Origin of the sequence: Carnobacterium alterfunditum DSM 5972 (assembly GCF_000744115.1) — a bacterium.
Classification (GTDB): Bacteria; Bacillota; Bacilli; order Lactobacillales; family Carnobacteriaceae; genus Carnobacterium_B; species Carnobacterium_B alterfunditum.
The window spans coordinates 1,615,425-1,641,625 of sequence record NZ_JQLG01000004.1 but is presented as its reverse complement, the minus strand read 5'-3'; the positions used below and the strand labels follow the sequence as shown (position 1 = coordinate 1,641,625).

The window sequence follows — 26,201 nt, the reverse complement described above, 5'->3', positions numbered from 1 at the left end:
ATAACTCATACAAACATGACCTGATTACTAATTACCATTACTGTTCATTTGTTCATTGATGTATTCAATCAATCAGGCTTATCAAAGACCATAGTAAATAACTTCTGATCATTTGGCTTCTTACTTTATTACTGTACACCTTAAATGTGTGGATTTTATGTAGTTGGACTAAATTTCATTCTTATACAGCTTCTACACTTGTGTTAAAAAACGAACCGAAAAATCACAGTATATTAGTAAACCATCTATCTATTTCAACTCATAATTTTGGCACTTGTATTTACTGACTGATTTAAAAATAAAAAGTTACCTAGAGTATTTTTGAAAAAAAGCAGATTATTCATGCTTTTTCCATATATTCTCCGGATAACTTTTATTTTCGATCCCTTTTTAATTCTATCATGGTCAAACATTATCGATTAAGAAGGATCAAGGTCGATTTATCGTAGTGACTATTTGATCAATTCGTAGATAGCTTCTGCGTAAATACTCATTGCATTCATCAAGTCATCAATAGCCATAAATTCATTGTCTTGGTGCATGGTGTCGATACTATTAGGGAACATAGCTCCAAAAGCTACTCCACGTTCTAATAAGCGTCCGTAAGTACCGCCGCCAATCGTTTTTTCGTGAGCTTCTAATCCAGTTTGTCTTTGGTAAACATCTAATAATGTTTTGACTAATGGATCTTCAGCAGATACATAATGCGGCATTTGTTCTCTACCACGGCTTAACGTTACACCAAAACCAGCTAGTTTATGTTCCATTTTAATTTCAATTCCTTCAGGGGATACACCTTTAGGAAAACGGATATTCACTGCAATCAATCCGCCCTTTTCAGGAGTGAATGTGAATATTCCTAAATTCATTGTTAAGTCTCCCATAACTTCATCGATGTGATTCAATCCCAATTTTTCAGCTTTAGTGTCTTCATGTAAATATTCAGCTGTTAATTGCAAGTAATTTTTAACATCTCCGCCAAACGAATGACGATTTAAAAATGCGGCTAAATAAGTACCAGCATTTACGCCTAAATGTGGTGCCATACCGTGAGCAGCTTTTCCTCCTACTTCAATCGTGACTTTAGTACCTTCTACTTTTATTGTCCCAGTAATTGGAGAAACTTCAATAAAATCGTAAAAGTCTTTTTCGATTTGGTCAGCTTCTTCACTTGTAAATACAGCCGTAGCATCTTGCGGAACCATGTTTTCACGCATACCAGCATCAAAACTCAACAATTCATTTTTTCCGCCTTTATTATTCCCTTTTGTATTTATATAAATAGTAAGATTTCCTTTTTCACCATTAATAATTGGGAATTCTGCATCTGGTGAAAAACCAAAGTCTGGAGTTGGTTCATTCGCTAAATAATGGTCCATACACATCCAGCCGCTTTCTTCATCTGTTCCAATAATAAAACGAACTTTTTTAGAAACTGGCAATTCCAGGTCTTTGATCATTTTCAAAGCGTAATAAGCAGCTACACCAGGACCTTTATCATCACTAGAGCCTCGAGCATATATACGGCCATCTTTGATCACTGGGCTAAATGGGTCAGTTTCCCAGCCTGTTCCAACAGGTACAACATCAACATGAGCAAAAACGCCCATTGTTTCATCACCGTCACCGTATTCAATATGTCCAGCTAAGTTTCCTACATTTTTAGTCACAAATCCATCTCGTTCACCTAAAGCTAAAAAACTTTCTAAAGCTGCTTTTGGTCCAGGTCCTACTGGAGCATCAGCTGTAGCTTTGCTATTATCGCGTACACTGTTTATTTTAAGTAATTCTATTAAGTCTGCTAAAAAATCTTCTTTTCGAGCAGCAGCTTCTTTCTTCCAATCAATTGCCATCTATTCAACACTCCTTAATATTTTATCAACATATCTATCATATCACTTTTTCTTTCCAAGACCAACGCCTAGTCCTATTTTTTTGCTGTCTGCACCTTAGAAAAAGATTCGTGCAAAAACTAACAATTAGTTCTATAATCAATTGGAATCACTACAAAAATTTTAGTCGTTATCGGGAGGGTCTTAAGTGAAAGAAATAAATCCAGAAGCCATTCATGGCATGATTCCAAAAAGAAATAAAGATAGTTATAAAGCTGATTATGGTCGTGTGCTTGTTATAGGTGGAAATGAAGATATGGGCGGGGCCATCATTCTTACCGCTAGTGCAGCGGTTTACAGTGGTGCTGGGTTGGTTACCGTTGCAACAGCTAAAGTAAATCATACAGCTTTGCATGCTCGGCTTCCAGAAGCGATGGTTTTTGATATGTATAACGAAGATTGCTTGCTTAAAAAACTTTCAACAGCGACCGTCATTGTCATTGGTCCTGGATTAGGTCTTTCTTCTGAATCATTAGCCATTCTAAAATCCGTTTTAAAGACCGTCACTAAAGAACAACGCTTGATCATTGATGGCAGTGCGATAACTTTAATGGCTAAAAATAACTTGAAGACACCAGTTGCTATAACAACTTATACACCTCACTTAGGTGAGTGGCGAAAGCTCTCTCACTTAAAGCCGACTGAACAAAATGAGACCTTAAACATTCAAGCTAGAAAAGAATTAAAGGCAGCGGTCGTTTTGAAACAATCCCGAACAGAAATTTATTTTTTAGATGAAGTTTGGAAGAATACTCATGGAAATCCCGCAATGGCAACTGGCGGGATGGGAGATACATTAGCAGGTATGATTGCTGGATTTAGTGCTCAATTTAAGAATAATCGTTCTGCTATCATCACTGCTGTCTTCCTACACAGTAAGATTGGTGACGATTTAGCTAAAAAGCAATATGTTGTTCTCCCATCTCAAATTATCGAAAGGATTCCTACTGAGATGAAGGAATTTTCTACTATGTTTATTTTTTGATCTACTATTAAAGGGAAAGACGGGTCTATTCACTAGCCCTCTTTCCTTTTTTTTATAGGATACGCCATCTGTACCGTATTAATTGTAATCTCTTTTTTTTCCAAGTATACTCAATTATAATAAAACCGTTAAACTAATTGAGGAGTGGTATATATGGCAAAACGTATTATTGGAAGTTATCGATCTGAAGCAACAGCTTTACAAAAAATCGATCAGTTATTGACTGAAGGCTACTCAAAAGAGTCTATTACCTTAGTAACTAATCCTAATACAAAAAAAACCATACAAAGCCAAACTAACGTAGCGATAGTCATTTTATCCTCTGTATCAAAAAAAGAGGAGCTGCATTCAGTAATCCCTGATGAAGAAATTTTAGTTGATTACAAAAAAGCAATTGAAAAAGGGAGTACCCTTATTCTTGTAGACGAACGTCCCCCTTCCGACGATGCTGCAGGGATTAATCTGACTGCTCCGGATCTCGCAGCCGAAGATGATCCTCTTAGTTCATCCATAGGTAGAAACCAAAAACGTTCTATTAGGACCCAACATCTAGATTACGACGATGAAGATTTGATCACAGATATCAATACAGATGGGGACTTAGAGATCGAAGACGATTTTCCTCCTACAGAGTCGCCTGATAGAACCGATTTTTATTAAGAAATTTAAAAACCAAGGAATTGAGATCACCGTCTCGATTCCCTGGTTTTTTCTTCATTAATCAGTTAATGAATCCAATTCTGCTTTTGTTAGTTGTCTGTAATCCCCTAATTCTAATGTTTCATCTAGTTGCACATTTCCCATAGACAATCGTTTCAAATAACTAACAGACTTATCTACTGCTTCAAACATACGCTTTACTTGATGAAATTTTCCTTCATGTATCGTGACTCGAATAATGGACTGTTCTTTCTCAAAATCTATTGATATGATTTCTAAATGAGCTGATTGGCAATTAAAACCGTCATCCAACGTTATGCCGCTCGCAAATTCTTGAATATCTTTTTCCTCTACTATACCCTCAATGATCGCTTCATAACATTTATCCACATGCTTCTTCGGTGAAAGCAAGTTATGCGCTAAAGTTCCATCATTGGTTAAAATCAATAAGCCCTCTGTATCCTTATCTAACCTTCCCACTGGAAACGGGTCACGCAATTGGTCTTGCGGCTCTAAAAGATCAATTACCGTTTTATGAACATTGTCTGTTGTTGCGCTCACGACTCCTTGCGGTTTGTGCAGCATAAAATACACGAATTCATGGTATTCAATCTCTTCACCCGAAACGATGATCGTATCTTTCTCTGGATCCACTTGCGTTTTACCCTCTTTTTCAATAAGTCCATTTACAGTTACCACTTTTGATTTTAATACACCTTTTACTGTTTTTCTTGTTCCAAAGCCCATATTGGCCAATAATTTATCTAATCGCATTTACTTTGCTCCATTCTTTAACCATTTAAGTAAAAAACTAGTTGAAGCCTTTTGGGTCTCAACTAGTTTTTTTATTTAATGTGTAGTTTGGTTCTTAAACCTGTAACCCGTGCTCCTAATAAACGATCTGCTAACCGGGTTTTTAAAGAGCCATACATATAAACAATGCCACCTGATCCTGCTGAAATAGCCATAACCAAAAGTGCGCTGGTCCTGCTATTCTCTGAATCCATCATTAAGTAAAGCAGTTCTTTAACTGCAAACGTCACAATAGCCATCGCTAAAGTAAGGATCAGCATCAATAAAACACGTCTTAAAATCAAGCCCATATCAAAACGCGTAACCTTGTACATTTTCCACAACATTAATAAGACTGTGACACCAAAACCAAATATATTAGAAATGAACATTCCATTAGTACCTGCCCATGCCAACATTGGGTATTGAGTTGCTAGTTTTACAACTAACCCAATTACTAGCGCCCAGAGTGCAGATCTTGTTTGATTCGCCGCTTGCATAGTTGATCCCATAAGGACAAATAATCCTAAAAATAAACTCATAAAGGAAGCAACTTGTAATGCCGTTGTTCCAAGATCACTCTGGCCATAGAAAACCGTATATAAAGGTTCAGCTACGATCATCATTCCAATTGAAGCAGGCAACATGATAAAAGAAAACAATTGTAAACTATCACTGATTTGATGAGCAATTTTTTTCAAATCATTTTTTGCTATCAACTCAGAAATAAGTGGCACAGCTGTAATTGCCATTGACCCTCCAAAAGAAATAACGATCATGATCAGTTTATTGACGTTACCTGAAGCCACTCCGTAATGATTTACGATTTGTTTTGGCGATAAATTAGAAACTTGCGTCATAATTTGTTGGAACGTAAATTGATCGATCATTTGAAAAAGCGTAATACCTGAACCAATAATAATGAATGGAATAGCTGTACGGATAATAGATTTGAAAATTTCATTTGTAGAGATAGTTATTTTATTCAAACTCTGGGCTGCGCGTTCATCCAATTCTGGTTTTTTGCGCCAGATAATGTAGAATAAATACCCAATACTAAACACAGCTCCAATAACAGCTGCGAACGTTGAAGCTGCAACAGCATTTACAACTGAACCATTCCATACCTGACGAATCAAGTAAACAGCAGCAAGCATAAAGATAACCCGAGCTAGTTGTTCAATAAACTGTGAAATAGCTGAGTACTTCATAATATGGTGTCCCTGAATGTACCCGCGAGTCACACTCATGCAAGGAATGATCAGCAATGCCCAACTCAGCGAACGGATAACTTGAGTTGCATTATCAACCGATACATTTGGACTGCTTGCTGCTATAAATGGTGCTGCAACATACATGATCAACGCTGACACAATACCTGTAACTGCCATGATTTGCAATCCTTTTTTATAAATGTTGCGACTTATTTCGTACTCATTCAAGCTATTATAGTAAGAAACTTGCTTGGCAATTGCTGATGGAACACCGGCTGTTGCAATATTTAAAAATAATGCATAAGGTGTGTACCCAATCGTGTAAAGGGCATTCGCAGATTCTGCTATACTTTGATTTCCCATCCAGGCCATCCAAGGAATAATGTAAAGGGCTCCTAATAATCTGGATAAAATACTTCCACCCGTCATCCAAGCTGATCCGTTGATCATTTTGTCTTTGGAGCTCATTTCTTCTAATGGTTGTTTTAATTTATTATCACTGATCGTTTCTTTTGACATGACTCAAATACCTACTCTCATACTTTTGTATACAAGATTCTATTTTACTTCTTAAACAAGAGGGTTGCAATGCTTAGTGAACGTCTAAAATGTAATTTTAAAGAAAATTTAAAATCTGCTTAGGATATACAAGTAGAAAAGAGACAAGACAGACGTCTTATCTCTTTTCTACTTATACGCCTGTTTCTCTTAGCAATATAAGTTAAAATCCCATTTAATTTGCTACTATATTTACCAATTTTCCAGGAACAACAATAACTTTACGGATTGTTTTCCCTTCAATAGATTCTTTGATTTTTTCATTACTCATAGCTAATAGTTCTAGATCTGCTTTAGAGATTTCTTTTGAGGTTTGAGTTTTTGCTCTTAATTTTCCATTCACTTGGAAAACGACTTCAATCTCATCTTCAACTAAGAATTTTTCATCATACAACGGCCAAGCAACATACGAAATGCCTTCATCACTCTTTGTCAGATTAGACCACAATTCTTCTCCCATGTGTGGAGCAATTGGTGCAAGCAATTGGACAAAAGCTTTTATATAATTTACAGATAACGTTTTTGCTTTGTATGCCTCATTTACGAAGACCATCATTTGAGAAATTGCCGTATTGAAACGCAATTGTTCAAAATCTTCTGTAACTTTTTTAACTGTCTGATGATAAACCACATCGAGAGATCCATCATTGATCGTTGTGATACGGTCACGGACTTTCCCGTCTTCATCCATGATCAAGCGCCATACCCGATCCAGAAATTTACGGCTTCCTTCTAATCCATTTTCATTCCACGCAATCGAAGCATCTAATGGACCCATGAACATTTCGTATACACGCAATGTATCTGCTCCAAATTTTTCGACAACATCGTCAGGATTAACGACATTTCCTTTTGATTTAGACATTTTCTCATTATTTTCGCCTAGAATCATTCCTTGATTGTACAATTTTTGGAATGGTTCTTTCGTTGGGACAACTCCAATATCGTACAGGAATTTATGCCAGAAACGAGCATACAACAGATGAAGTACAGCATGTTCAGCTCCGCCAATATAAATATCGACTGGCAACCATTGTTTCAGTTTTTCAGGATCAGCTAACATTTCTGTATTATTAGGGTCGATAAATCGTAAGAAATACCAAGAACTTCCTGCCCATTGCGGCATTGTATTTGTATCACGATGTCCCTTCATTCCAGTTTCAGGATCTACTACATTTACCCATTCAGTGATATTTGCTAATGGAGATTCACCTGTTCCACTAGGTTTGATTTCATCTGTTTTTGGCAATATCAACGGCAACTCAGACTCCGCTAAAGTTGTTGAAGTGCCATCTTCCCAATGGATAACTGGAATTGGCTCACCCCAATAACGTTGACGAGCGAATAGCCAATCACGTAAACGATAAGTCGTTTCTTTTTTACCTGCTTCATTTTCTTCCAGCCACTCATTCATTTTATTGATGGCTTCTTCTTTTCCAAGACCATTCAAAAAGCCGGAGTTGATGTGCAGACCATCATCAGTGAATGCTGCCTTAGCTACATCGCCGCCTTCAAGAACTGGAAGAATCTCTAAATCGAAAGTTTCAGCAAATTCGTAATCACGTTCATCATGAGCTGGAACGGCCATTATAGCTCCTGTTCCATATGAAGCTAATACGTAATCGGCAATCCAAATTGGTATTTCTTTGCCATTTACTGGATTGACTGCGTAGGCACCAGTGAATACACCAGTTTTATTTTTATTCAGATCTGTCCGATCCAAATCGCTCTTCAAGCTGATCTTTTCAATATACGCTTGAACTTCTGCTTCTTGTTCTGGAGTAGTAATTTGTTTAACTAAATCTAATTCTGGAGCCAATACGCTATAAGATGCGCCAAATAATGTATCTGGACGAGTTGTAAAGACGGTAAATTTATAATCTGTCCCTTTAACAGCAAAAACTACATTTGCACCAATCGATTTTCCGATCCAGTTGCGTTGCATGTCTTTGATACTTTCAGGCCAATCGACTAAATCTAGATCTTCTAACAAACGATCAGCGTATGCTGTGATTTTCAACATCCATTGTTTCATTGGTTTGCGGTAGACTGGATGTCCTCCACGTTCACTTTTCCCATCGATAACTTCTTCATTAGCCAATACTGTTCCTAATTCAGGACACCAGTTCACAGCCACTTCAGCTTCATAAGCTAACCCTTTTTCATAAAGTTTGATGAAAATCCATTGTGTCCATTTATAATAGTCAGGATCAGTAGTATTTATTTCACATTCCCAATCATAGCTAAATCCTAATGAGTTTATTTGACGGCGGAATGTTTCAATATTATGGGCAGTGAATTCAGCTGGGTCATTTCCAGTATCCAGTGCGTATTGTTCAGCTGGCAATCCAAATGCATCCCACCCCATTGGATGCAATACATTGAATCCTTGAGCTCTTTTCAAACGAGAAACGATATCGGTCGCAGTATATCCTTCTGGATGTCCTACATGTAATCCTTGTCCTGATGGATAAGGAAACATATCTAACGCATAGAAATTTTTCTTTTCAGCATTTTCTGTTGTACGGAATGTTTTATTGGAAGCCCAATAATTTTGCCATTTTTTTTCAATCATTTTATGGTTAAAGCTCATATTTATCCCTCTTTCATATCTTATTCAAAATAAAAATCGCCCTATGAATACAGATTACTATCTGTATCCATAGGGCGATTAAACAATTTATTATTCGCGGTACCACCTATATTTTCTACAATTATTTATTTTTTTAAAAAATAAATAATTGTAGACTTCTTATACCCTTAACGCGGGCAACACGTCTTTGTCTACTTTTATTTCAACAAAGCAACTCTATAGGCGAGTTCGAAAGTTTTTTTTATGCATTTTCACCATCCATGCACTCTCTTAAAAAAAAATCATTTCTACTATTCCTTTTCACTGTTTTTTTCTATTGGTTTTATTCTAACAAATAATTACCTCTTGAGCAATAAGAAAAGCAAACCGCCCATTCCTGACTATTCTTTTATGTTTAAAATCACATAAAAGTTTTCACCTTTACAGCTGTTCCACTACAAGTTACAATAATCATCCCATTATCTGACCCTAGTGTTTCATAATCCATTTTAACTCCGACAATAGCATCTGCACCTAATTCTGCAGCCTTAAGTTTCATTTCTTCTAATACTACGCCACGAGAATCTGACAATATATTCTCATATTTTTGATAACGCTCGTCAATTTTATTTAGCAGCCCAGCATCGTTATCTTTAACTAAATTGATCCCAGAAATGACTTCCCCAAACACAATTCCTTCATAAGATGATATTCCAAAATTTTCAATAGATTCCGTAGTAGTAACGATCATAGTTTCCACTCCTCTTTTTATCTGCCCTTAAAAATGATTTTTCAATAAGAAAATATTTTAATCGAAGAACAAAAACAGAGACCCACAATTTTGGCGAGTCTCCGTTATCATTATTTGATAATCAAAGATTGACCGACAAATATAACATCTGATTTTAAATAATTTGCTGCTTTTAACTCTGAAACAGACATACTATATTTTTGGGCGATATCCCATAAAGAATCTCCACTTACAACAACATGCACATTTGAATTAGTCGCAATTGTTGTTATGGTTGCATTAGGAACAGTATTAGTTGTCTTTATAATTAACTTTTGACCTACATAGATTGTATCTGATGTTAAGTTATTAGCTATTTTCAAACTCGCTACGGATACACCGTATTTTGCACCGATAGCCGATAATGTATCGCCTGATTTTACAGCGTATGATGTGCTGCTTGTAGTGCTTATACTTGTTATTGATATCGGTGTCGGCGTTGGTGCCGTTGTGACAACGGGTGTTGATGTCGGTGTTGGTGCTGTTGTTGCGCCAACGGGTGTTGTTCCGCCTTTGATCGTCAACGCTTGATTCACGTAGATCGTATCAGATGTCAAGTTGTTCCATGTTTTTAAGTCCTCTACAGATACACCATATTTTGCGCTGATAGCCGATAATGTATCGCCTGATTTTACAGCGTATGATGTGCTGCTTGTAGTGCTTGTTGTTGGTGCTGGTGCTGGCGTTGGTGTCGGTGCTGTTGTACCAACAGTTATTGTTCCGCCTTTGATCGTCAACGCTTGGTTCACGTATATCGTATCAGATGTCAAGCTGTTCCATGTTTTTAAGTCCGCTACAGATACACCGTATTTTACGCTGATAGCCGATAATGTATCGCCTGATTTTACAGCGTATGATGTGCTGCTTGTAGTGCTTGTTGTTGGTGCTGGTGTTGGTGTCGGTGCTGTTGTAACAACAGTTATTGTTCCGCCTTTGATCGTCAACGCTTGGTTCACGTATATCGTGTCTGACGTCAAGCTGTTCCATGTTTTTAAGTTCGCTACAGATACGCCGTATTTTGCGCTGATAGCCGATAATGTATCACCTGATTTTACAGCGTATGACGTGCTGCTTGTAGTGCTTGTTGTTGGTGTCGGTGTCAGTGTCGGCGTTGGTGCTGTTGTGCCAACCGTTGTTCCACCCTTGATCATCAACGTTTGGTTCACGTAGATCGTATCTGACGTCAAGTTGTTCCATGTTTTCAAGTTCGCTATAGATACACCGTATTTTGCGCTGATAGCCGTTAATGTATCGCCTGATTTTACAGCGTATGACGTGCTGCTTGCAGTGCCTGTACTTGTTGTTGGTGCTGTTGTGCCAACGGATGTTGTTCCGCCTTTGATTGTCAACGCCTGGTTCACGTAGATCGTATCTGACGTCAAGTTGTTCCATGTTTTTAAGTTCGCTACAGATACGCCGTATTTTGCGCCGATAGCCGTTAATGTATCACCTGATTTTACAGCGTATGACGTGCTGCTTGTTGTGCCTGTATTTGTTGTTGGTGTTGTTGTGCCAACGGATGTTGTTCCGCCTTTGATTGTCAACGCCTGGTTCACGTAGATCGTATCTGATGTCAAGTTGTTCCATGTTTTTAAGTTCGCTACAGATACACCGTATTTTGCGCCGATAGCCGTTAATGTATCACCTGATTTTACAGCGTATGACGTGCTGCTTGTTGTTCCTGTATTTGTTGTTGGTGCTGTTGTATCACCGGATGTTGTTCCGCCTTTGATCGTCAATGTTTGGTTCACGTAGATCGTATCTGACGTCAAGTTGTTCCATGTTTTTAAGTTCGCCACAGATACGCCATATTTTGCGCCGATAGCCGTTAATGTATCACCTGATTTTACAGCGTATGACGTGCTGCTTGTTGTTCCTGTATTTGTTGTTGGTGTTGTTGTGCCAACGGATGTTGTTCCGCCTTTGATTGTCAACGCCTGGTTCACGTAGATCGTATCTGACGTCAAGTTGTTCCATGTTTTTAAGTTCGCTACAGATACGCCATATTTTGCGCCGATAGCCGTTAATGTATCACCTGATTTCACAGCGTATGACGTGCTGCTTGTTGTTCCTGTATTTGTTGTTGGTGTTGTTGTGCCAACGGATGTTGTTCCACCTTTGATCGTCAACGTTTGGTTCACGTAGATCGTATCTGACGTCAAGTTGTTCCATGTTTTTAAGTTCGCTACAGATACGCCGTATTTTGCGCCGATAGCCGTTAATGTATCACCTGATTTTACAGCGTATGACGTGCTGCTTGTTGTTCCTGTACTTGGCACTGAGACATTATTATTATCATTTGATACTGGAGTAGTCTGATTTATAGCTCCTGAAGATTTTGTATCATATTGTGTTAAATTATATGAATTTATAATACTATTTAATTTAGAAGCATACGTCGGATCAGTTGCATAACGCCCTTGTAACCAAGCAGTGGCTTCATAAGCGCTATCGGAATTGCTGACCCATGCACCTGCATAATATCCATTATCCCATGAAGTACCTCTCTTCAATAAGTTAGCATTATCTTGCAACGATTCAGCATAAGAAGGATATTTTTTAAAGTTTTGCGGGATATAAATCCAGCCGGTTGAAGAGCTCCATTCAGAAGTATACATCGTGACTGTATTTCCGTTATAACTTCCTTTTATACCAAATAAATTGTAGTTTGGACTAGTTGACAGTTTACTAGTACCATATCCACTTTCTAAAGCTGCTTGAGCGATCATAACAGAAGCATACAAGTCATTATTAGCTGCAACTTGTTTTGCATAAGATGTAATAGCATTAACGAATCCAGCTGGTGTTGTTGCATCTGCAATTGCTTCATTTGTTTTAACTGGAGTTGTTACAGTCACTGTTTTAGCCACTGCTTCATTTAAAGCTAAAACTTGGCCTACTAAGATTAGATTTGAAGACAGTTTATTCCATGTTTTCAGTTGCGTTACCGTTACACCATTAGCACTGCTAATTTTATTTAAAGTGTCACCAGATTTCACCGTATATGTTTTAGCTGTCGGTGTTGCCGCTGCTTTTGTTGCTTCTGCTTTGGCTGCTTCTATTTTGGCTGCTTCTACTTTGGCTGCTTCTGCTTTGGCTGCTTCTACTTTGGCCGCTTCTGTTGCTGTTGTTTCTGCTGGTTCAGTCTTAGTTGTCGTAGCAACGACTGCTTCTTTTTCAACTACTGGTTCTACGACTGGATTTACTACAGATTTCACCACTGGTTCCGCTGCTGGTTCTTCAACTTCAACAACCGTCTCAACAAGCTCTGCTGTTTCCGCTTTTTCTGAAGTATTGATTTCTACTTCATCAGGGACTTCTTGATCAGCTAATTCAACCGATTCAGCAACTTGTTTATCATTTTCGATAACTAATGCTGCTTTTAGAACGATACTTCCTGTTTCATTTGATGCTTCGCCTGTATCTGATTCTTCTACTTGGGTTGTTTCACTTGTTACTTCAGTTTTTTCTTCTACTAATTCTTTTTCTGAAGCACTAAGTTCATTTGTTTCTCCTGCAACTTCTGGTCCTGTCATTGCTTCATCAGTTATCATTGTTTCTCCAGGAATAGCAGTACTTAGCTTATCCGTTGACTTGCTAACTACTGGTATTGCTGTTCCTTCTGTTCCTTCTGTTCCTTCCGTGCTATTTTCTAGAGCAATTAAAAGTAACTCGTCGATTTCTTCATCTGATAATTTTTCAAATTCTAAAGATTCAAAAATTTCAGGTGAAATGAGTGCTTTAAGTTCATTAATTTTTTGTTCTTTCTCGATTAAACCATCTTCTGTTATGTAATTACTGCTATCTGTTACTTCTGATCCTTCTTCATTTTCTTTTATGATGTTGTCTTCTTTGATAGCTTTTTCCATTTCTTTGATGCTGGTTCCTGCTAATTCATTTGCACTAGCTGAAACAGAGAAGGTTGGAAACGCCAGTAAGCTCACTAACAAAGTTGTACTAAAAACAGCTGTGCCTTTTTTGATCATTCCATTAGAGTTTCTTAATTGATCAAAACTTTTTTTATTTTTTTCAGCTGAAATTCTTTCTTTTCTTGTTTTTTCCAAAGTGAGTACCCCCATATTTTTTTCTTTAGTATCTTTTAGAGATAATTTTTATAATACTATTGCTATTTTATTATATCTTTAACAAACTTATAATGAAAGGTTAACCTAATTAGAATTCTATTTTTTAATATACGTTACACAAACGTAACATGGTTTATGGTTATAAAGCAATTTATATTTATATAACACATCTTTTTAGTGCAGTAGCACCTTTTTTCAGTTTATTCTATACATTAGATATGCTAAACTGTTTTTTACGATCATCTCTTTATTTAATTTACAAATTATTTTATAGAAAGTCTGAGGCAAAAATATGAGATTTTTTTCGAGCAAACCTTTTTACACTACAAATTATTTTTTTATCAGTCTATTACTACTTATCCCTTTTAGCCTATTTGCTTTTGGAGTAACACAGCAAACAGAATGGCTTAATACATTTGATCAATTTATTTCAAATCCTATTTTAACTAACCTATCTCCTAAAAGAACGGCTTTTTATTCCTTTGTAACCGATATGGGAGGAACTAACGTTATTATTTTAATAACTCTTCTTGTCAGTCTTTACTTTATTTTGAGAAAGAAAGATCCTAAAATTGCATATTCCTATATTTTTCATGTTGTTATAGGAGCCGGGTTATTAAACCAACTTGTTAAACTCATTTTCCAAAGAACGCGCCCAACCATTGAACATCTTGTTTTACAGGGTGGGTACAGCTTTCCCAGCGGCCATTCTATGGCTGCCTTAATTTGTTATGGAGGGATTGTTTTACTGGTTTTTCACTTAACTCGAAGAAATTGGATCAGATTGTTAGCTTGTCTTTTGGCGACAGTCATCATTATTACTGTTGGTATCAGTCGAATCTATTTAGGAGTTCATTTTCCTTCTGATGTAATTGCAGGTTTTTTCTTAGCAGGCTCTTGGTTATCTCTTTTCGCTGCTTTTATCCGATAATCTTATCGCGAAAAGATTCAACTGAAAATGATCCCTCTCTTTCTACTGATCCAATATATAATAATATGTGATAAAATAGCCCTAACTGATTCAATCGTTTATAGAACGTAAAGAGGAATTAGATGTGCTCGAAAGTGCTCCTTTTCCCTCATTTCAATTAAAAAATAAGAAAGCCCAATGATTAAATATCATTGGGCTTTCTTTTTTACATCTTATTCTTTTACTTGGCTAAAAATTCTTTTAAACCATCAACTTTGTCCGTATGTTCCCAAGTTAAATCAATATCAGTACGTCCAAAATGTCCATACGCTGCGGTTTGTTTATAAATAGGTCTTTGCAAGTCTAGCATTTTGATAATACCTGCTGGTCTTAAATCAAAAATAGCACGTACTGCTTCGATCAAGCGAGATTCTGCAACTGTTCCTGTATTGAATGTATCAATAGCAATAGACACAGGATATGCAACACCTATTGCATAGGCTAATTGAACTTCACATTTATCTGCAAATCCGGCAGCTACAATATTTTTTGCGATATACCGAGCTGCATAGCTTGCTGATCTATCTACTTTTGTAGGATCTTTTCCAGAGAATGCTCCACCACCATGACGGGCATAACCGCCATAAGTATCAACGATGATTTTACGCCCAGTTAATCCGGCATCTCCTTGCGGTCCGCCTATAACAAAGCGCCCCGTTGGATTAATAAAGTACTTAGTATCTTCATCTAGTAATTCACTAGGAATTTCATGTTTGATTACTAATTCGATCATATCTTTTTTCAATAGATCATAGGTAACATCTGGATGATGTTGAGTACTGATAACAATCGTATCCACACGCAATGGTTTGTTATTTTCATCATATTCAACCGTAACTTGCGCTTTTGCATCTGGTCTCAAATAAGAAACTATCTTTTCTTTTCGAACAACAGAAAGACGTTTCGTCAAACGGTGGCTCAATGAAATAGGTAAGGGCATTAGTTCAGGTGTTTCATTTATTGCAAAACCGAACATTAAACCTTGGTCACCTGCACCAATTTGATCTAATTCATCTTGATTTGTTTCTTTAGATTCTAAGGAATCATCCACACCTTGGGCAATATCTCTTGATTGTTCATCAATAGAAACAATTACTGCACAGGTATCTGCATCAAATCCAAACTTAGCTCTTGTGTACCCTATATTGCGAATCGTATCTCTCACTGTTTTTTGGATATCCACATAAGTCGTTGTAGAGATTTCTCCCATTACTAATACAAGTCCTGTTGTTATAGCTGTTTCACAAGCAACTCTTGCATCAGGGTCTTTTGCTAAAATCTCATCTAATATCGCATCACTGATTTGATCCGCCATCTTATCTGGATGTCCTTCTGAAACGGATTCAGAAGTAAATAATTTTCTTTCTGTCATTCATTTGTTCCCCCTTTAATTTTTCGGTTACAAGGCTTCTCCACTGTAAAAGTGAATCCTCTCGGGAATCCGATTTGCAAACCTTAACTATTTTACCATAATTTATGATTCATTAATATTAAATCCATCAAATTTGATAAATAACTCTTTGCTTTCTTATCAGTTCATTTCGCTTATTATTTATTTACCTGTACCCTACTGCCTATTTTAGGTAAAATAAGAATAATTAAGCAATTAAAAGGAGTTTTTCATTGGTGCAATCTATTTATAAAATGATCATTCATTATCTCTATCATCCTTTATTATTAACATTTCTAATTCCCTTATCCTATTTACTTGTAGGCACTATTTACGCTAGTCAATATACCCAGCATAATTTCATCCGTTTCTTTCTATTGTATAGTTTTATTTTTATAAACCATTTATTAGGAAACTTTTTATTTGAATCAACCAAAACAACTCTTTCATTTAATCATCTCCCTTTTATTATTTTTGAATTGATCAACTTATCGCTCATTTATTATTTTTCATATACGATCCATCCCTTAGCAGGTTTACTTTGTTTTTTCTATAGCTTAGTGATACACTCACAACTCTACTTAGTCAGACATGGCTACTCTTGGTTAACATTGGTTGTTTCCAGCGTATTCAAAGGAGGGATCCTAACCTATTTAAGTTTTTATATCCAAGCAAATTTCATCCCCATCACTCTTTTTTATTGGAGTATACCTTTAATTTTAACTCTATTTTTAGTAGAGTTGGGAAAGCTTCAACTAAACTATGCAGAAATTACCAAACACTCAGATGAAAATAAAACAAATACCATTTTTTTAGACGCAAAAAGATTTAATCTAATCTTTTTATGCTTGTTAGTGTCAATTTACCTAGTAAGCTTAATTTTTTTTATCCCTATTTTCAAAAAATCAACCTTTATCTTTCTACTTACCTTACCTTTTGCTATTAAACTTATCCGATCTCTCTTCTCTAAAGAAGAAACAATTCCTTCAAAAATTAAACAAAGGACTTTACAACTCTATTCAATTTCTTTTTTTATAGCCCTTAGTATTATTCTACTCATTCATGTTACTTAAATAAAAACGAAATGTAGTAGGAAAGAGGCTAGGACAAAAGTCTCAGTAAAAAATAAAAAAGAAATCTTTATTCTCACTTTTTTGTGGGGATAATGATTTCTTTTTTTATAGCGTCGATTGTAAGATTAAGCTATACAAATAAAAAAGCCATTCGTGATACACTCTAATTGTATTTCCAACCACAGAAAACAAGGAGTGATCACGAATGACCTATACCCATATTACCATGGATGAACTAGTGATGATAGAAGCTTATTACCACCAAGGTGTTCCAGTTGCTAAAATAGCTACTTACTTGAATCGTACTCGTACACCGATTAATAATGTTATCAGGTTCTTCAAAGCAGGACACACAGCTTTCGACCATTACCTACGGTATAAAAAAAACAAGAAACAGTGTGGACGCAAAAAAATTGATTTACCAAAAGAACAACAGCTTTATATCAAGGGAAAAGTAGCTGAGGGCTGGACGCCGGATGTCATTATTGGCCGTAAAGAAATGACAATAGACTGTTCCGTACGAACACTTTATAGGCAGTTTAAAGAAAGAATATTCGATGAAGTTACACTCCCGATGAAAGGGAAAAGAAAACCTAACGGACATCAAGAACGTAGAGGTAGACAAGCTTATAAACGAAATATCTCTGAAAGAATAATAGACTATCCCACATTTAAAGAAGAGTTTGGTCATATCGAAGGAGATACCATTGTAGGTGTTCACCACAAAAGTGCGGTTATTACTCTAGTAGAGATTTTATCAAAAGCTATCATTACCTTAAAGCCCAAAGGGCGTAAAGCCTGCGACATTGAGAATGCCATGAATCAATGGTTCCAAGCCATACCAAAAAATTTATTCAAATCCATTACGTTTGATTGCGGAAAGGAGTTTTCCAACTGGAAATCTTTGTGCAACCAACATGATGTCGCTATTTACTTCGCTGATCCTGGAACGCCTTCACAACGAGCTTTAAATGAGAATTCTAATGGACTTCTTCGAAAAGATGGATTGCCAAAAAAAATGGATTTCAACGAAGTTGACCAGACTTTCGTATCATCTGTTGCACACAAACGAAATAACATTCCAAGGAAGTCACTAAATTACCAAACACCGTTGGAAGTTTTTATGAGTTATATGGATGAAGATAGTTTGTATAGCTTAATTTGACAAATCAGATAGTAAAATAATGATTTAACCTAAACAAAAAAGGGTACCATCTTATATAATTAAAGTATCGAAACTATGGCATTATGCATATCATTATTTATTCCATTATTGTAATAATCATGTTCTCCCTTGTAAATTAGTATCAAATAAAAAGAATTGTATAAATTATAGAAAAGAGAATCTAATTTGAATAAAAAACATTCAAATTAAAAAGAGATTTTCCTCATATTTCAAAAAAAAAAAGGCCATTTAAGCTAAATGAAATGGCCTTAGTTTGTTTTTCTTCACTGACATTAAGCTTTTTTTACAAATTCCGTTTTTAATTGCATAGCACCAATACCTTCGATTTTACAATCAATATCATGATCACCGTCAACCAAATGAATATTCTTTACTTTGGTTCCTTTTTTTACAACACTGGAAGTCCCTTTTACTTTAAGATCTTTAATAACAATTACTGAATCTCTATCGATTAATTTATTTCCATGTGCATCTTTGAACTCTTTTTTACTTTTATCTGTTTCAATAATTGAATCTACTCCCCACTCGTGGCCGCATTCTGGGCAAACAAAAAGATTACCATCCTGATAAGTGTATTCTGAATTACATTTTGGACAATTTGGTAAGTTAGACATGTATTCTCTCCTCCAATGACTATCGTTACCTATATAATGGCATACCCTTAATGGATTGGCAACGCATATTTTCATTTTATATATTGCATCTGTTTAAGTAGAATTTTATTTGTTTTCTGATTTGTCAAATTAAGCTAGACAAACTATCTCCATCCATGTAACTCAAGAATACTTCCAATGGTGTTTGATACTTCAATGATTTTCTTGGAATTGGCGATAAAGGGTACTAACGGAACACTTAATGGACTCTTCTGCCCGACCGACAATGACATTAGGACTCCAACCTTGAGCGACTCTATCTTTGATGTAAGCCCATTGTTTCTTTGGGAGAACGATTCTGTGACGCCCACAACATCTTTTTTTCTTTGTACTGTTAGTAATACTTAAGGGCTGTATGGCTTTCTTTTAAGGATTATACAATAAAGGACGTTGGTGAGAGGAATCGGCTGTATAATTTTTGGTGTGGATGAAAAAATTCATTCACACCAATTTTTTTACAAAAAAATAGAAACAGATGAATTTTCCAGTTAGAATAAAGTCACGACAACTCACTAGAAAGGAAAATTCATATGTCTCATAATAATTGTATCCGAACTACACTCGATTTAAAAGATAAAACTATCTTTTTTGATGAAACCTTTTATAACGTCGATTGTAAGATTAAGCTATACAAATAAAAAAGCCATTCGTGATACACTCTAATTGTATTTCCAACCACAGAAAACAAGGAGTGATCACGAATGACCTATACCCATATTACCATGGATGAACTAGTGATGATAGAAGCTTATTACCACCAAGGTGTTCCAGTTGCTAAAATAGCTACTTACTTGAATCGTACTCGTACACCGATTAATAATGTTATCAGGTTCTTCAAAGCAGGACACACAGCTTTCGACCATTACCTACGGTATAAAAAAAACAAGAAACAGTGTGGACGCAAAAAAATTGATTTACCAAAAGAACAACAGCTTTATATCAAGCGAAAAGTAGCTGAGGGCTGGACGCCGGATGTCATTATTGGCCGTAAAGAAATGACAATAGACTGTTCCGTACGAACACTTTATAGGCAGTTTAAAGAAAGAATATTCGATGAAGTTACACTCCCGATGAAAGGGAAAAGAAAACCTAACGGACATCAAGAACGTAGAGGTAGACAAGCTTATAAACGAAATATCTCTGAAAGAATAATAGACTATCCCACATTTAAAGAAGAGTTTGGTCATATCGAAGGAGATACCATTGTAGGTGTTCACCACAAAAGTGCGGTTATTACTCTAGTAGAGATTTTATCAAAAGCTATCATTACCTTAAAGCCCAAAGGGCGTAAAGCCTGCGACATTGAGAATGCCATGAATCAATGGTTCCAAGCCATACCAAAAAATTTATTCAAATCCATTACGTTTGATTGCGGAAAGGAGTTTTCCAACTGGAAATCTTTGTGCAACCAACATGATGTCGCTATTTACTTCGCTGATCCTGGAACGCCTTCACAACGAGCTTTAAATGAGAATTCTAATGGACTTCTTCGAAAAGATGGATTGCCAAAAAAAATGGATTTCAACGAAGTTGACCAGACTTTCGTATCATCTGTTGCACACAAACGAAATAACATTCCAAGGAAGTCACTAAATTACCAAACACCGTTGGAAGTTTTTATGAGTTATATGGATGAAGATAGTTTGTATAGCTTAATTTGACAAATCAGATAATTAAACAAAAAAAAAGACCAGATAATTTTCTCCAATCTCTTTTCGTTTAATTATTTGATGACCCGTACGGGAATCGAACCCGTGATACCGCCGTGAAAGGGCGGTGTCTTAACCGCTTGACCAACGGGTCTATATTTTCATTAGTACAATGGGCCTAAATGGACTCGAACCATCGACCTCACGCTTATCAGGCGTGCGCTCTAACCAGCTGAGCTATAGGCCCAAAAAAAAAAAAGCGGGTGACGAGAATCGAACTCGCATCAACAGCTTGGAAGGCTGTGGTTTTACCACTAAACTACACCTGCATTAAAAGAAATGGCCCGGGACAGAATCGAACTGCCGACACCTTGAGCTTCAATCAAGTGCTCTACCGACTGAGCTACCGGGCCAACTATTTAATTGAACGGTCTCGACGGGAATCGAACCCGCGATCTTCTGCGTGACAGGCAGACATGTTAACCCCTACACCACGAGACCTTTTTACATTTAAAACTATCTTTTAAAAAAGATAAATTGCGGGGACAGGACTTGAACCTGTGACCTTCGGGTTATGAGCCCGACGAGCTGCCAACTGCTCCACCCCGCGATAATATTAATGAATCATTTAAAAAAGGAGGATAAGAGATTCGAACTCTTGCGTGCTTTTACACACCTGACGGTTTTCAAGACCGTTCCCTTCAGCCGGACTTGGGTAATCCTCCATAAGACTGATACAATGATGAACTATTAAATTAGACAAAATTGTAAATGACCCGTACGGGAATCGAACCCGTGATACCGCCGTGAAAGGGCGGTGTCTTAACCGCTTGACCAACGGGTCTAAAATTTATGAAAACAAAATACGGAGAAGGAGGGATTTGAACCCTCGCGTCGCGTTAACGACCTACACCCTTAGCAGGGGCGCCTCTTCAGCCACTTGAGTACTTCCCCAAAAACTAAAACTAAATATCAATTTATTCAATGGGCCTAAATGGACTCGAACCATCGACCTCACGCTTATCAGGCGTGCGCTCTAACCAGCTGAGCTATAGGCCCATAAAAAAAGCGAGTGGCGGGAATCGAACCCGCATCAACAGCTTGGAAGGCTGTGGTTTTACCACTAAACTACACTCGCAAAAACGGTCTCGACGGGAATCGAACCCGCGATCTTCTGCGTGACAGGCAGACATGTTAACCCCTACACCACGAGACCTTTTTGCATTTAAAACTATCTTTTAAAAAAAGATAAATTGCGGGGACAGGACTTGAACCTGTGACCTTCGGGTTATGAGCCCGACGAGCTGCCAACTGCTCCACCCCGCGATAATATTAATGAATCATTTAAAAAAGGAGGATAAGAGATTCGAACTCTTGCGTGCTTTTACACACCTGACGGTTTTCAAGACCGTTCCCTTCAGCCGGACTTGGGTAATCCTCCATAACAATACAAGGTTACTTTAATCTCAACCGATTAATGGACCTTGTAGGACTCGAACCTACGACCGGACGGTTATGAGCCGTCTGCTCTAACCAACTGAGCTAAAGGTCCAAGATCTTAAAAAAACAATAGCGGCGAAGGGGATCGAACCCCCGACCTCCCGGGTATGAACCGGACGCTCTAGCCAGCTGAGCTACACCGCCATAATAAAAGTGATGATTTTTTAAAAAAGTGGAGCCTAGCGGGATCGAACCGCTGACCTCCTGCGTGCAAGGCAGGCGCTCTCCCAGCTGAGCTAAGGCCCCTGATTTAAAAATCGGGAAGACAGGATTCGAACCTGCGACCCCTTGGTCCCAAACCAAGTGCTCTACCAAGCTGAGCTACTTCCCGTTGTTAATTCTTTCTTTCAAAAGAAATGCACCCAAGAGGACTTGAACCTCTAACCCCTTGATTCGTAGTCAAGTACTCTATCCAATTGAGCTATGGGTGCGTATGGTGCCGAGGGCCGGAATCGAACCGGCACGGTGATCACTCACCGCAGGATTTTAAGTCCTGTGCGTCTACCTGTTCCGCCACCCCGGCATTAGAACAGTTTATCATTTTTATGAATGATTTTACTAGTCAACCTAGTAAGCGAAAGACGGGATTCGAACCCGCGACCCCCACCTTGGCAAGGTGATGTTCTACCACTGAACTACTTTCGCAAAAGAATGCCGGCTAAAGGAGTTGAACCCTCGACCCTCTGATTACAAATCAGATGCTCTACCAACTGAGCTAAGCCGGCTAAAGGAATACTTCAGTCATTCAATAAAAACAGTGCGGGTGAAGGGACTTGAACCCCCACGTCTTACGACGCTAGATCCTAAATCTAGTGCGTCTGCCAATTCCGCCACACCCGCAAAAATATGGCATAACTAAACATATTTGCATGATTAGCTATGAGTCATGCAGGATTCGAACCTGCGACCCTCTGATTAAAAGTCAGATGCTCTACCAACTGAGCTAATGACTCATGGTGGAGGTTGACGGGATCGAACCGCCGACCCTCTGCTTGTAAGGCAGATGCTCTCCCAGCTGAGCTAAACCTCCATATAAAAAAACAATTGAATTTGCGTGGCAACGTCCTACTCTCACAAAGGGAAACCCTTCACTACCATCGGCGCTAAGAAGCTTAACTTCTGTGTTCGGCATGGGAACAGGTGTGACCTTCTTGCCATCATCACCACACAATTTCAATCAAGAGAACATTATTCTCTCAAAACTGGATAAGTTAAAAATCGTTTTCGTTCATTGACCGTCTATCACCGTTTAAATCTTTGGTTAAGTCCTCGACCGATTAGTATTGGTCCGCTCCATATATCGCTATACTTCCACTTCCAACCTATCAACCTGATCATCTCTCAGGGGTCTTACTCACTTACGTGATGGGAAATCTCATCTTGAGGGGGGCTTCACGCTTAGATGCTTTCAGCGTTTATCCCGTCCACACATAGCTACCCAGCAATGCCCTTGGCAGAACAACTGGTACACCAGAGGTGTGTCCATCCCGGTCCTCTCGTACTAAGGACAGCTCCTCTCAAATTTCCTACGCCCGCGACGGATAGGGACCGAACTGTCTCACGACGTTCTGAACCCAGCTCGCGTACCGCTTTAATGGGCGAACAGCCCAACCCTTGGGACCGACTACAGCCCCAGGATGCGATGAGCCGACATCGAGGTGCCAAACCTCCCCGTCGATGTGGACTCTTGGGGGAGATAAGCCTGTTATCCCCAGGGTAGCTTTTATCCGTTGAGCGATGGCCCTTCCATACGGAACCACCGGATCACTAAGCCCGACTTTCGTCCCTGCTCGACTTGTAGGTCTCGCAGTCAAGCTCCCTTATGCCTTTACACTCTGCGAATGATTTCCAACCATTCTGAGGGAACCTTTGGGCGCCTCCGTTACACTTTAGGAGGCGACCGCCCCAGTCAAACTGCCCGTCAGACACTGTCTCCCAGCCCGATAAGGGCTGTGGGTTAGAGTGGTCATACAGCAAGGGTAGTATCCCACCAACGCCTCCACCAAGACTGGCGTCCTGGCTTCATTGGCTCCTACCTATCCTGTACAAGCTGTACAAACACTCAATATCAAACTGCAGTAAAGCTCCATGGGGTCTTTCCGTCCTGTCGCGGGTAACCTGCATCTTCACAGGTACTATAATTTCACCGAGTCTCTCGTTGAGACAGTGCCCAGATCGTTACGCCTTTCGTGCGGGTCGGAACTTACCCGACAAGGAATTTCGCTACCTTAGGACCGTTATAGTTACGGCCGCCGTTTACTGGGGCTTCAATTCTGAGCTTCGCCCTAAAGCTAACCCATCCTCTTAACCTTCCAGCACCGGGCAGGCGTCAGCCCCTATACGTCATCTTACGATTTTGCAGAGACCTGTGTTTTTGATAAACAGTCGCCTGGGCCTATTCACTGCGGCTGACCAATTGGTCAGCACCCCTTCTCCCGAAGTTACGGGGTCATTTTGCCGAGTTCCTTAACGAGAGTTCTCTCGCACACCTTAGGATTCTCTCCTCGACTACCTGTGTCGGTTTGCGGTACGGGCAGTTTGTTTCTAACTAGAAGCTTTTCTTGACAGTGTGACATCGGGAACTTCGGTACTTAATTTCCCTCCCCATCACAACTTGTTCTTAAAGAAGCAAGCATTTGACTCACTTCAAAACTTGTTGTTTGGACGTGCATATCCAACAGCACGTATTCCTTAGCCTACTGTGTCCCTCCATTGTTCAAACAAAACAAACTGGTACAGGAATCTCAACCTGTTGTCCATCGTCTACGCCATTCGGCCTCGACTTAGGTCCCGACTAACCCTGGGAGGACGAGCCTTCCCCAGGAAACCTTAGTCATTCGGTGGACGGGATTCTCACCCGTCTTTCGCTACTCATACCGGCATTCTCACTTCTAAGCGCTCCACTAGTCCTCACGATCTAGCTTCAACGCCCTTAGAACGCTCTCCTACCATAGAACCAATGGTTCTATCCACAGCTTCGGTGTTATGTTTAGCCCCGGTAAATTTTCGGCGCAGGGTCACTCGACTAGTGAGCTATTACGCACTCTTTAAATGATGGCTGCTTCTGAGCCAACATCCTAGTTGTCTAAGCAACTCCACATCCTTTTCCACTTAACATAAACTTTGGGACCTTAGCTGGTGGTCTGGGCTGTTTCCCTTTCGACTACGGATCTTATCACTCGCAGTCTGACTCCCGGATATAAATCAATGGCATTCGGAGTTTATCTGAATTCGGTAACCCTAGAAGGGCCCCTAGTCCAAACAGTTGCTCTACCTCCATGATTCTAATTCCGAGGCTAGCCCTAAAGCTATTTCGGAGAGAACCAGCTATCTCCAAGTTCGATTGGAATTTCTCCGCTACCCACACCTCATCCCCGCATTTTTCAACATACGTGGGTTCGGTCCTCCAGTGCGTATTACCGCACCTTCAACCTGGACATGGGTAGATCACTTGGTTTCGGGTCTACGACCACATACTCATTCGCCCTATTCAGACTCGCTTTCGCTACGGCTCCGTCTCATCAACTTAACCTCGCATGTGATCGTAACTCGCCGGTTCATTCTACAAAAGGCACGCTATCACCCATTAACGGGCTTTAACTATTTGTAGGCACACGGTTTCAGGGGCTATTTCACTCCTCTTCCGAGGTTCTTTTCACCTTTCCCTCACGGTACTGGTTCACTATCGGTCACTAGGGAGTATTTAGCCTTGGGAGATGGTCCTCCCGGATTCCGACGGAATTTCTCGTGTTCCGCCGTACTCAGGATACTGATCAGAGTGAAATTGGTTTCGGTTACAGGGCTTTTACCTTCTTCGGCAGACCTTTCCAGGTCGCTTCTCCTACCAACTTCATTTATGACTCTATATGTTCAGTCCTACAACCCCAGAAAGCAAGCTTTCTGGTTTGGGCTATTCCCGTTTCGCTCGCCGCTACTCAGGGAATCGATTTTTCTTTCTCTTCCTGCAGATACTTAGATGTTTCAGTTCTCTGCGTCTACCTCTACTGACCTATGTATTCAGTCAGCAGTAACATCCTATCAAAGATGCTGGGTTCCCCCATTCGGAAATCTTTGGATCAAAGCTCACTTACAGCTCCCCAAAGCATATCGGCGTTAGTCCCGTCCTTCATCGGCTCCTAGTGCCAAGGCATTCACCGTGCGCCCTTATTAACTTAACCTATGGTTAATCGTTAATGTTTAATACTCATCTTTCGATGAGAACCTTAAAAAAC

Annotated in this window: 13 protein-coding genes, 25 tRNA genes, 2 rRNA genes, 1 pseudogene, 1 riboswitch and 1 other annotated feature; of the genes and pseudogenes, 5 read left to right on the top strand and 36 right to left on the bottom strand. The window is 38.8% G+C overall.

Annotation, left to right across the window (positions count from 1 at the left end; translation table 11 throughout):
• Positions 1–452: 452 nt before the first annotated feature.
• Complete coding sequence (gene pepV / locus BR50_RS08245) at positions 453–1,853, bottom strand: dipeptidase PepV (RefSeq protein WP_034547745.1); 1,401 nt, start codon at positions 1,851–1,853, stop codon at positions 453–455.
• A 187-nt stretch (positions 1,854–2,040) separates the two neighbouring features.
• On the opposite strand from pepV, the gene BR50_RS08240 reads away from it, so the two are divergent.
• Together BR50_RS08240 and BR50_RS08235 are read left to right on the top strand one after the other, a co-directional pair.
• The gene (locus BR50_RS08240; RefSeq protein ID WP_034547744.1) at positions 2,041–2,877 is read left to right on the top strand and encodes an NAD(P)H-hydrate dehydratase; all 837 of its coding nucleotides are present in this window, start codon (positions 2,041–2,043) and stop codon (positions 2,875–2,877) included.
• 153 nt (positions 2,878–3,030) lie between these two features.
• Entirely contained in the window at positions 3,031–3,537 is a 507-nt protein-coding gene (locus BR50_RS08235) for a hypothetical protein (RefSeq protein WP_034547743.1), read from the top strand.
• Between the two features lie 57 nt (positions 3,538–3,594).
• On the opposite strand, the gene BR50_RS08230 is transcribed toward BR50_RS08235, so the two are convergent.
• The 5 genes from BR50_RS08230 to BR50_RS08210 all read right to left on the bottom strand — a co-directional run bounded on the left by BR50_RS08230 (position 3,595) and on the right by BR50_RS08210 (position 13,527).
• A complete protein-coding gene (locus BR50_RS08230; RefSeq protein WP_034547742.1) occupies positions 3,595–4,311 on the bottom strand; it encodes a pseudouridine synthase in 717 nt (238 codons plus the stop codon).
• Positions 4,312–4,382: 71 nt separating this feature from the next.
• Entirely contained in the window at positions 4,383–6,062 is a 1,680-nt protein-coding gene (locus BR50_RS08225) for a putative polysaccharide biosynthesis protein (RefSeq protein ID WP_051905771.1), read from the bottom strand.
• A gap of 214 nt (positions 6,063–6,276) precedes the next feature.
• The gene (leuS, locus tag BR50_RS08220) at positions 6,277–8,694 is read right to left on the bottom strand and encodes a leucine--tRNA ligase (protein WP_034547741.1); all 2,418 of its coding nucleotides are present in this window, start codon (positions 8,692–8,694) and stop codon (positions 6,277–6,279) included.
• Between the two features lie 67 nt (positions 8,695–8,761).
• Positions 8,762–9,007 (bottom strand) — a binding site (T-box leader).
• Between the two features lie 87 nt (positions 9,008–9,094).
• Positions 9,095–9,424 (bottom strand): heavy metal-binding domain-containing protein, encoded by a 330-nt coding sequence (locus tag BR50_RS08215; protein ID WP_034547740.1) that lies wholly within the window; start codon positions 9,422–9,424, stop codon positions 9,095–9,097.
• 110 nt (positions 9,425–9,534) lie between these two features.
• Positions 9,535–13,527, bottom strand: a complete 3,993-nt coding sequence (locus BR50_RS08210) for a LysM peptidoglycan-binding domain-containing protein (RefSeq protein ID WP_034547739.1) — start codon at positions 13,525–13,527, stop codon at positions 9,535–9,537.
• A 313-nt stretch (positions 13,528–13,840) separates the two neighbouring features.
• Here BR50_RS08210 and BR50_RS08205 point away from each other — a divergent pair, with 313 nt between their 5' ends.
• On the top strand, positions 13,841–14,479 hold the full coding sequence (locus BR50_RS08205) for a phosphatase PAP2 family protein (protein WP_034547737.1): 639 nt from the start codon (positions 13,841–13,843) through the stop codon (positions 14,477–14,479).
• Positions 14,480–14,699: 220 nt separating this feature from the next.
• On the opposite strand, the gene metK is transcribed toward BR50_RS08205, so the two are convergent.
• Complete coding sequence (gene metK, locus BR50_RS08200; RefSeq protein WP_034547735.1) at positions 14,700–15,890, bottom strand: methionine adenosyltransferase; 1,191 nt, start codon at positions 15,888–15,890, stop codon at positions 14,700–14,702.
• A riboswitch (SMK box riboswitch) is annotated at positions 15,888–15,975 on the bottom strand. Its footprint overlaps the gene before it by 3 nt.
• 1,211 nt (positions 15,976–17,186) lie before the next feature.
• Here metK and BR50_RS08190 point away from each other — a divergent pair.
• Entirely contained in the window at positions 17,187–18,146 is a 960-nt protein-coding gene (locus BR50_RS08190) for an IS30 family transposase (RefSeq protein WP_034545409.1), read from the top strand.
• A gap of 293 nt (positions 18,147–18,439) precedes the next feature.
• Here BR50_RS08190 and BR50_RS08185 read toward each other — a convergent pair whose 3' ends face one another.
• Together BR50_RS08185 and BR50_RS12990 are read right to left on the bottom strand one after the other, a co-directional pair.
• Complete coding sequence (locus BR50_RS08185; RefSeq protein ID WP_034547733.1) at positions 18,440–18,781, bottom strand: zinc ribbon domain-containing protein YjdM; 342 nt, start codon at positions 18,779–18,781, stop codon at positions 18,440–18,442.
• 201 nt (positions 18,782–18,982) lie between these two features.
• Positions 18,983–19,190: pseudogene (locus BR50_RS12990) on the bottom strand (IS30 family transposase); the annotation flags it as partial.
• Positions 19,191–19,521: 331 nt separating this feature from the next.
• On the opposite strand from BR50_RS12990, the gene BR50_RS08180 reads away from it, so the two are divergent.
• A complete protein-coding gene (locus BR50_RS08180) occupies positions 19,522–20,481 on the top strand; it encodes an IS30 family transposase (RefSeq protein ID WP_034547732.1) in 960 nt (319 codons plus the stop codon).
• Between the two features lie 70 nt (positions 20,482–20,551).
• Here the strand turns inward: BR50_RS08180 and BR50_RS08175 are convergent.
• The 27 genes from BR50_RS08175 to BR50_RS08045 all read right to left on the bottom strand — a co-directional run bounded on the left by BR50_RS08175 (position 20,552) and on the right by BR50_RS08045 (position 26,147).
• Positions 20,552–20,623: transfer RNA gene (locus tag BR50_RS08175), tRNA-Glu, on the bottom strand.
• 19 nt (positions 20,624–20,642) lie between these two features.
• Positions 20,643–20,716 (bottom strand) — tRNA-Ile (locus BR50_RS08170).
• An 11-nt stretch (positions 20,717–20,727) separates the two neighbouring features.
• Positions 20,728–20,798 (bottom strand) — tRNA-Gly (locus BR50_RS08165).
• 11 nt (positions 20,799–20,809) lie between these two features.
• A tRNA-Phe gene (locus tag BR50_RS08160) sits at positions 20,810–20,882 on the bottom strand.
• Between the two features lie 15 nt (positions 20,883–20,897).
• Positions 20,898–20,970: transfer RNA gene (locus tag BR50_RS08155), tRNA-Asp, on the bottom strand.
• Positions 20,971–21,006: 36 nt separating this feature from the next.
• Positions 21,007–21,079, bottom strand: a tRNA-Met gene (locus BR50_RS08150).
• Between the two features lie 25 nt (positions 21,080–21,104).
• A tRNA-Ser gene (locus BR50_RS08145) sits at positions 21,105–21,194 on the bottom strand.
• Positions 21,195–21,241: 47 nt separating this feature from the next.
• Positions 21,242–21,313 (bottom strand) — tRNA-Glu (locus BR50_RS08140).
• A 22-nt stretch (positions 21,314–21,335) separates the two neighbouring features.
• Positions 21,336–21,423, bottom strand: a tRNA-Ser gene (locus tag BR50_RS08135).
• A gap of 31 nt (positions 21,424–21,454) precedes the next feature.
• Positions 21,455–21,528 (bottom strand) — tRNA-Ile (locus BR50_RS08130).
• An 8-nt stretch (positions 21,529–21,536) separates the two neighbouring features.
• Positions 21,537–21,607: transfer RNA gene (locus tag BR50_RS08125), tRNA-Gly, on the bottom strand.
• Between the two features lie 5 nt (positions 21,608–21,612).
• Positions 21,613–21,685: transfer RNA gene (locus tag BR50_RS08120), tRNA-Asp, on the bottom strand.
• A gap of 37 nt (positions 21,686–21,722) precedes the next feature.
• Positions 21,723–21,795: transfer RNA gene (locus BR50_RS08115), tRNA-Met, on the bottom strand.
• Positions 21,796–21,820: 25 nt separating this feature from the next.
• Positions 21,821–21,910, bottom strand: a tRNA-Ser gene (locus tag BR50_RS08110).
• A gap of 37 nt (positions 21,911–21,947) precedes the next feature.
• Positions 21,948–22,021, bottom strand: a tRNA-Ile gene (locus BR50_RS08105).
• A gap of 18 nt (positions 22,022–22,039) precedes the next feature.
• Positions 22,040–22,113, bottom strand: a tRNA-Met gene (locus tag BR50_RS08100).
• Between the two features lie 29 nt (positions 22,114–22,142).
• Positions 22,143–22,215, bottom strand: a tRNA-Ala gene (locus BR50_RS08095).
• An 11-nt stretch (positions 22,216–22,226) separates the two neighbouring features.
• Positions 22,227–22,300, bottom strand: a tRNA-Pro gene (locus BR50_RS08090).
• Between the two features lie 26 nt (positions 22,301–22,326).
• Positions 22,327–22,400 (bottom strand) — tRNA-Arg (locus tag BR50_RS08085).
• A 3-nt stretch (positions 22,401–22,403) separates the two neighbouring features.
• A tRNA-Leu gene (locus BR50_RS08080) sits at positions 22,404–22,492 on the bottom strand.
• Between the two features lie 50 nt (positions 22,493–22,542).
• Positions 22,543–22,614, bottom strand: a tRNA-Gly gene (locus BR50_RS08075).
• A gap of 7 nt (positions 22,615–22,621) precedes the next feature.
• A tRNA-Thr gene (locus tag BR50_RS08070) sits at positions 22,622–22,694 on the bottom strand.
• Between the two features lie 33 nt (positions 22,695–22,727).
• Positions 22,728–22,809, bottom strand: a tRNA-Leu gene (locus BR50_RS08065).
• 40 nt (positions 22,810–22,849) lie between these two features.
• A tRNA-Lys gene (locus BR50_RS08060) sits at positions 22,850–22,922 on the bottom strand.
• 1 nt (position 22,923) lies between these two features.
• A tRNA-Val gene (locus tag BR50_RS08055) sits at positions 22,924–22,999 on the bottom strand.
• Positions 23,000–23,021: 22 nt separating this feature from the next.
• Positions 23,022–23,137, bottom strand: a 5S ribosomal RNA gene (gene rrf, locus BR50_RS08050).
• 89 nt (positions 23,138–23,226) lie between these two features.
• A 23S ribosomal RNA gene (locus BR50_RS08045) occupies positions 23,227–26,147 on the bottom strand.
• Between the last annotated feature and the right edge of the window lie 54 nt (positions 26,148–26,201).

Bases quoted from the DNA above. Each gene is read 5' to 3' on its own strand.
- pepV (WP_034547745.1), bottom strand. From the start codon at position 1,853: ATGGCAATTGATTGGAAGAAAGAAGCTGCTGCTCGAAAAGAAGATTTT.
- BR50_RS08235 (WP_034547743.1), top strand. From the start codon at position 3,031: ATGGCAAAACGTATTATTGGAAGTTATCGATCTGAAGCAACAGCTTTA.
- BR50_RS08230 (WP_034547742.1), bottom strand. From the start codon at position 4,311: ATGCGATTAGATAAATTATTGGCCAATATGGGCTTTGGAACAAGAAAA.
- BR50_RS08225 (WP_051905771.1), bottom strand. From the start codon at position 6,062: ATGTCAAAAGAAACGATCAGTGATAATAAATTAAAACAACCATTAGAA.
- leuS (WP_034547741.1), bottom strand. From the start codon at position 8,694: ATGAGCTTTAACCATAAAATGATTGAAAAAAAATGGCAAAATTATTGG.
- BR50_RS08215 (WP_034547740.1), bottom strand. From the start codon at position 9,424: ATGATCGTTACTACTACGGAATCTATTGAAAATTTTGGAATATCATCT.
- BR50_RS08205 (WP_034547737.1), top strand. From the start codon at position 13,841: ATGAGATTTTTTTCGAGCAAACCTTTTTACACTACAAATTATTTTTTT.
- metK (WP_034547735.1), bottom strand. From the start codon at position 15,890: ATGACAGAAAGAAAATTATTTACTTCTGAATCCGTTTCAGAAGGACAT.
- BR50_RS08190 (WP_034545409.1), top strand. From the start codon at position 17,187: ATGACCTATACCCATATTACCATGGATGAACTAGTGATGATAGAAGCT.
- BR50_RS08185 (WP_034547733.1), bottom strand. From the start codon at position 18,781: ATGTCTAACTTACCAAATTGTCCAAAATGTAATTCAGAATACACTTAT.
- BR50_RS08180 (WP_034547732.1), top strand. From the start codon at position 19,522: ATGACCTATACCCATATTACCATGGATGAACTAGTGATGATAGAAGCT.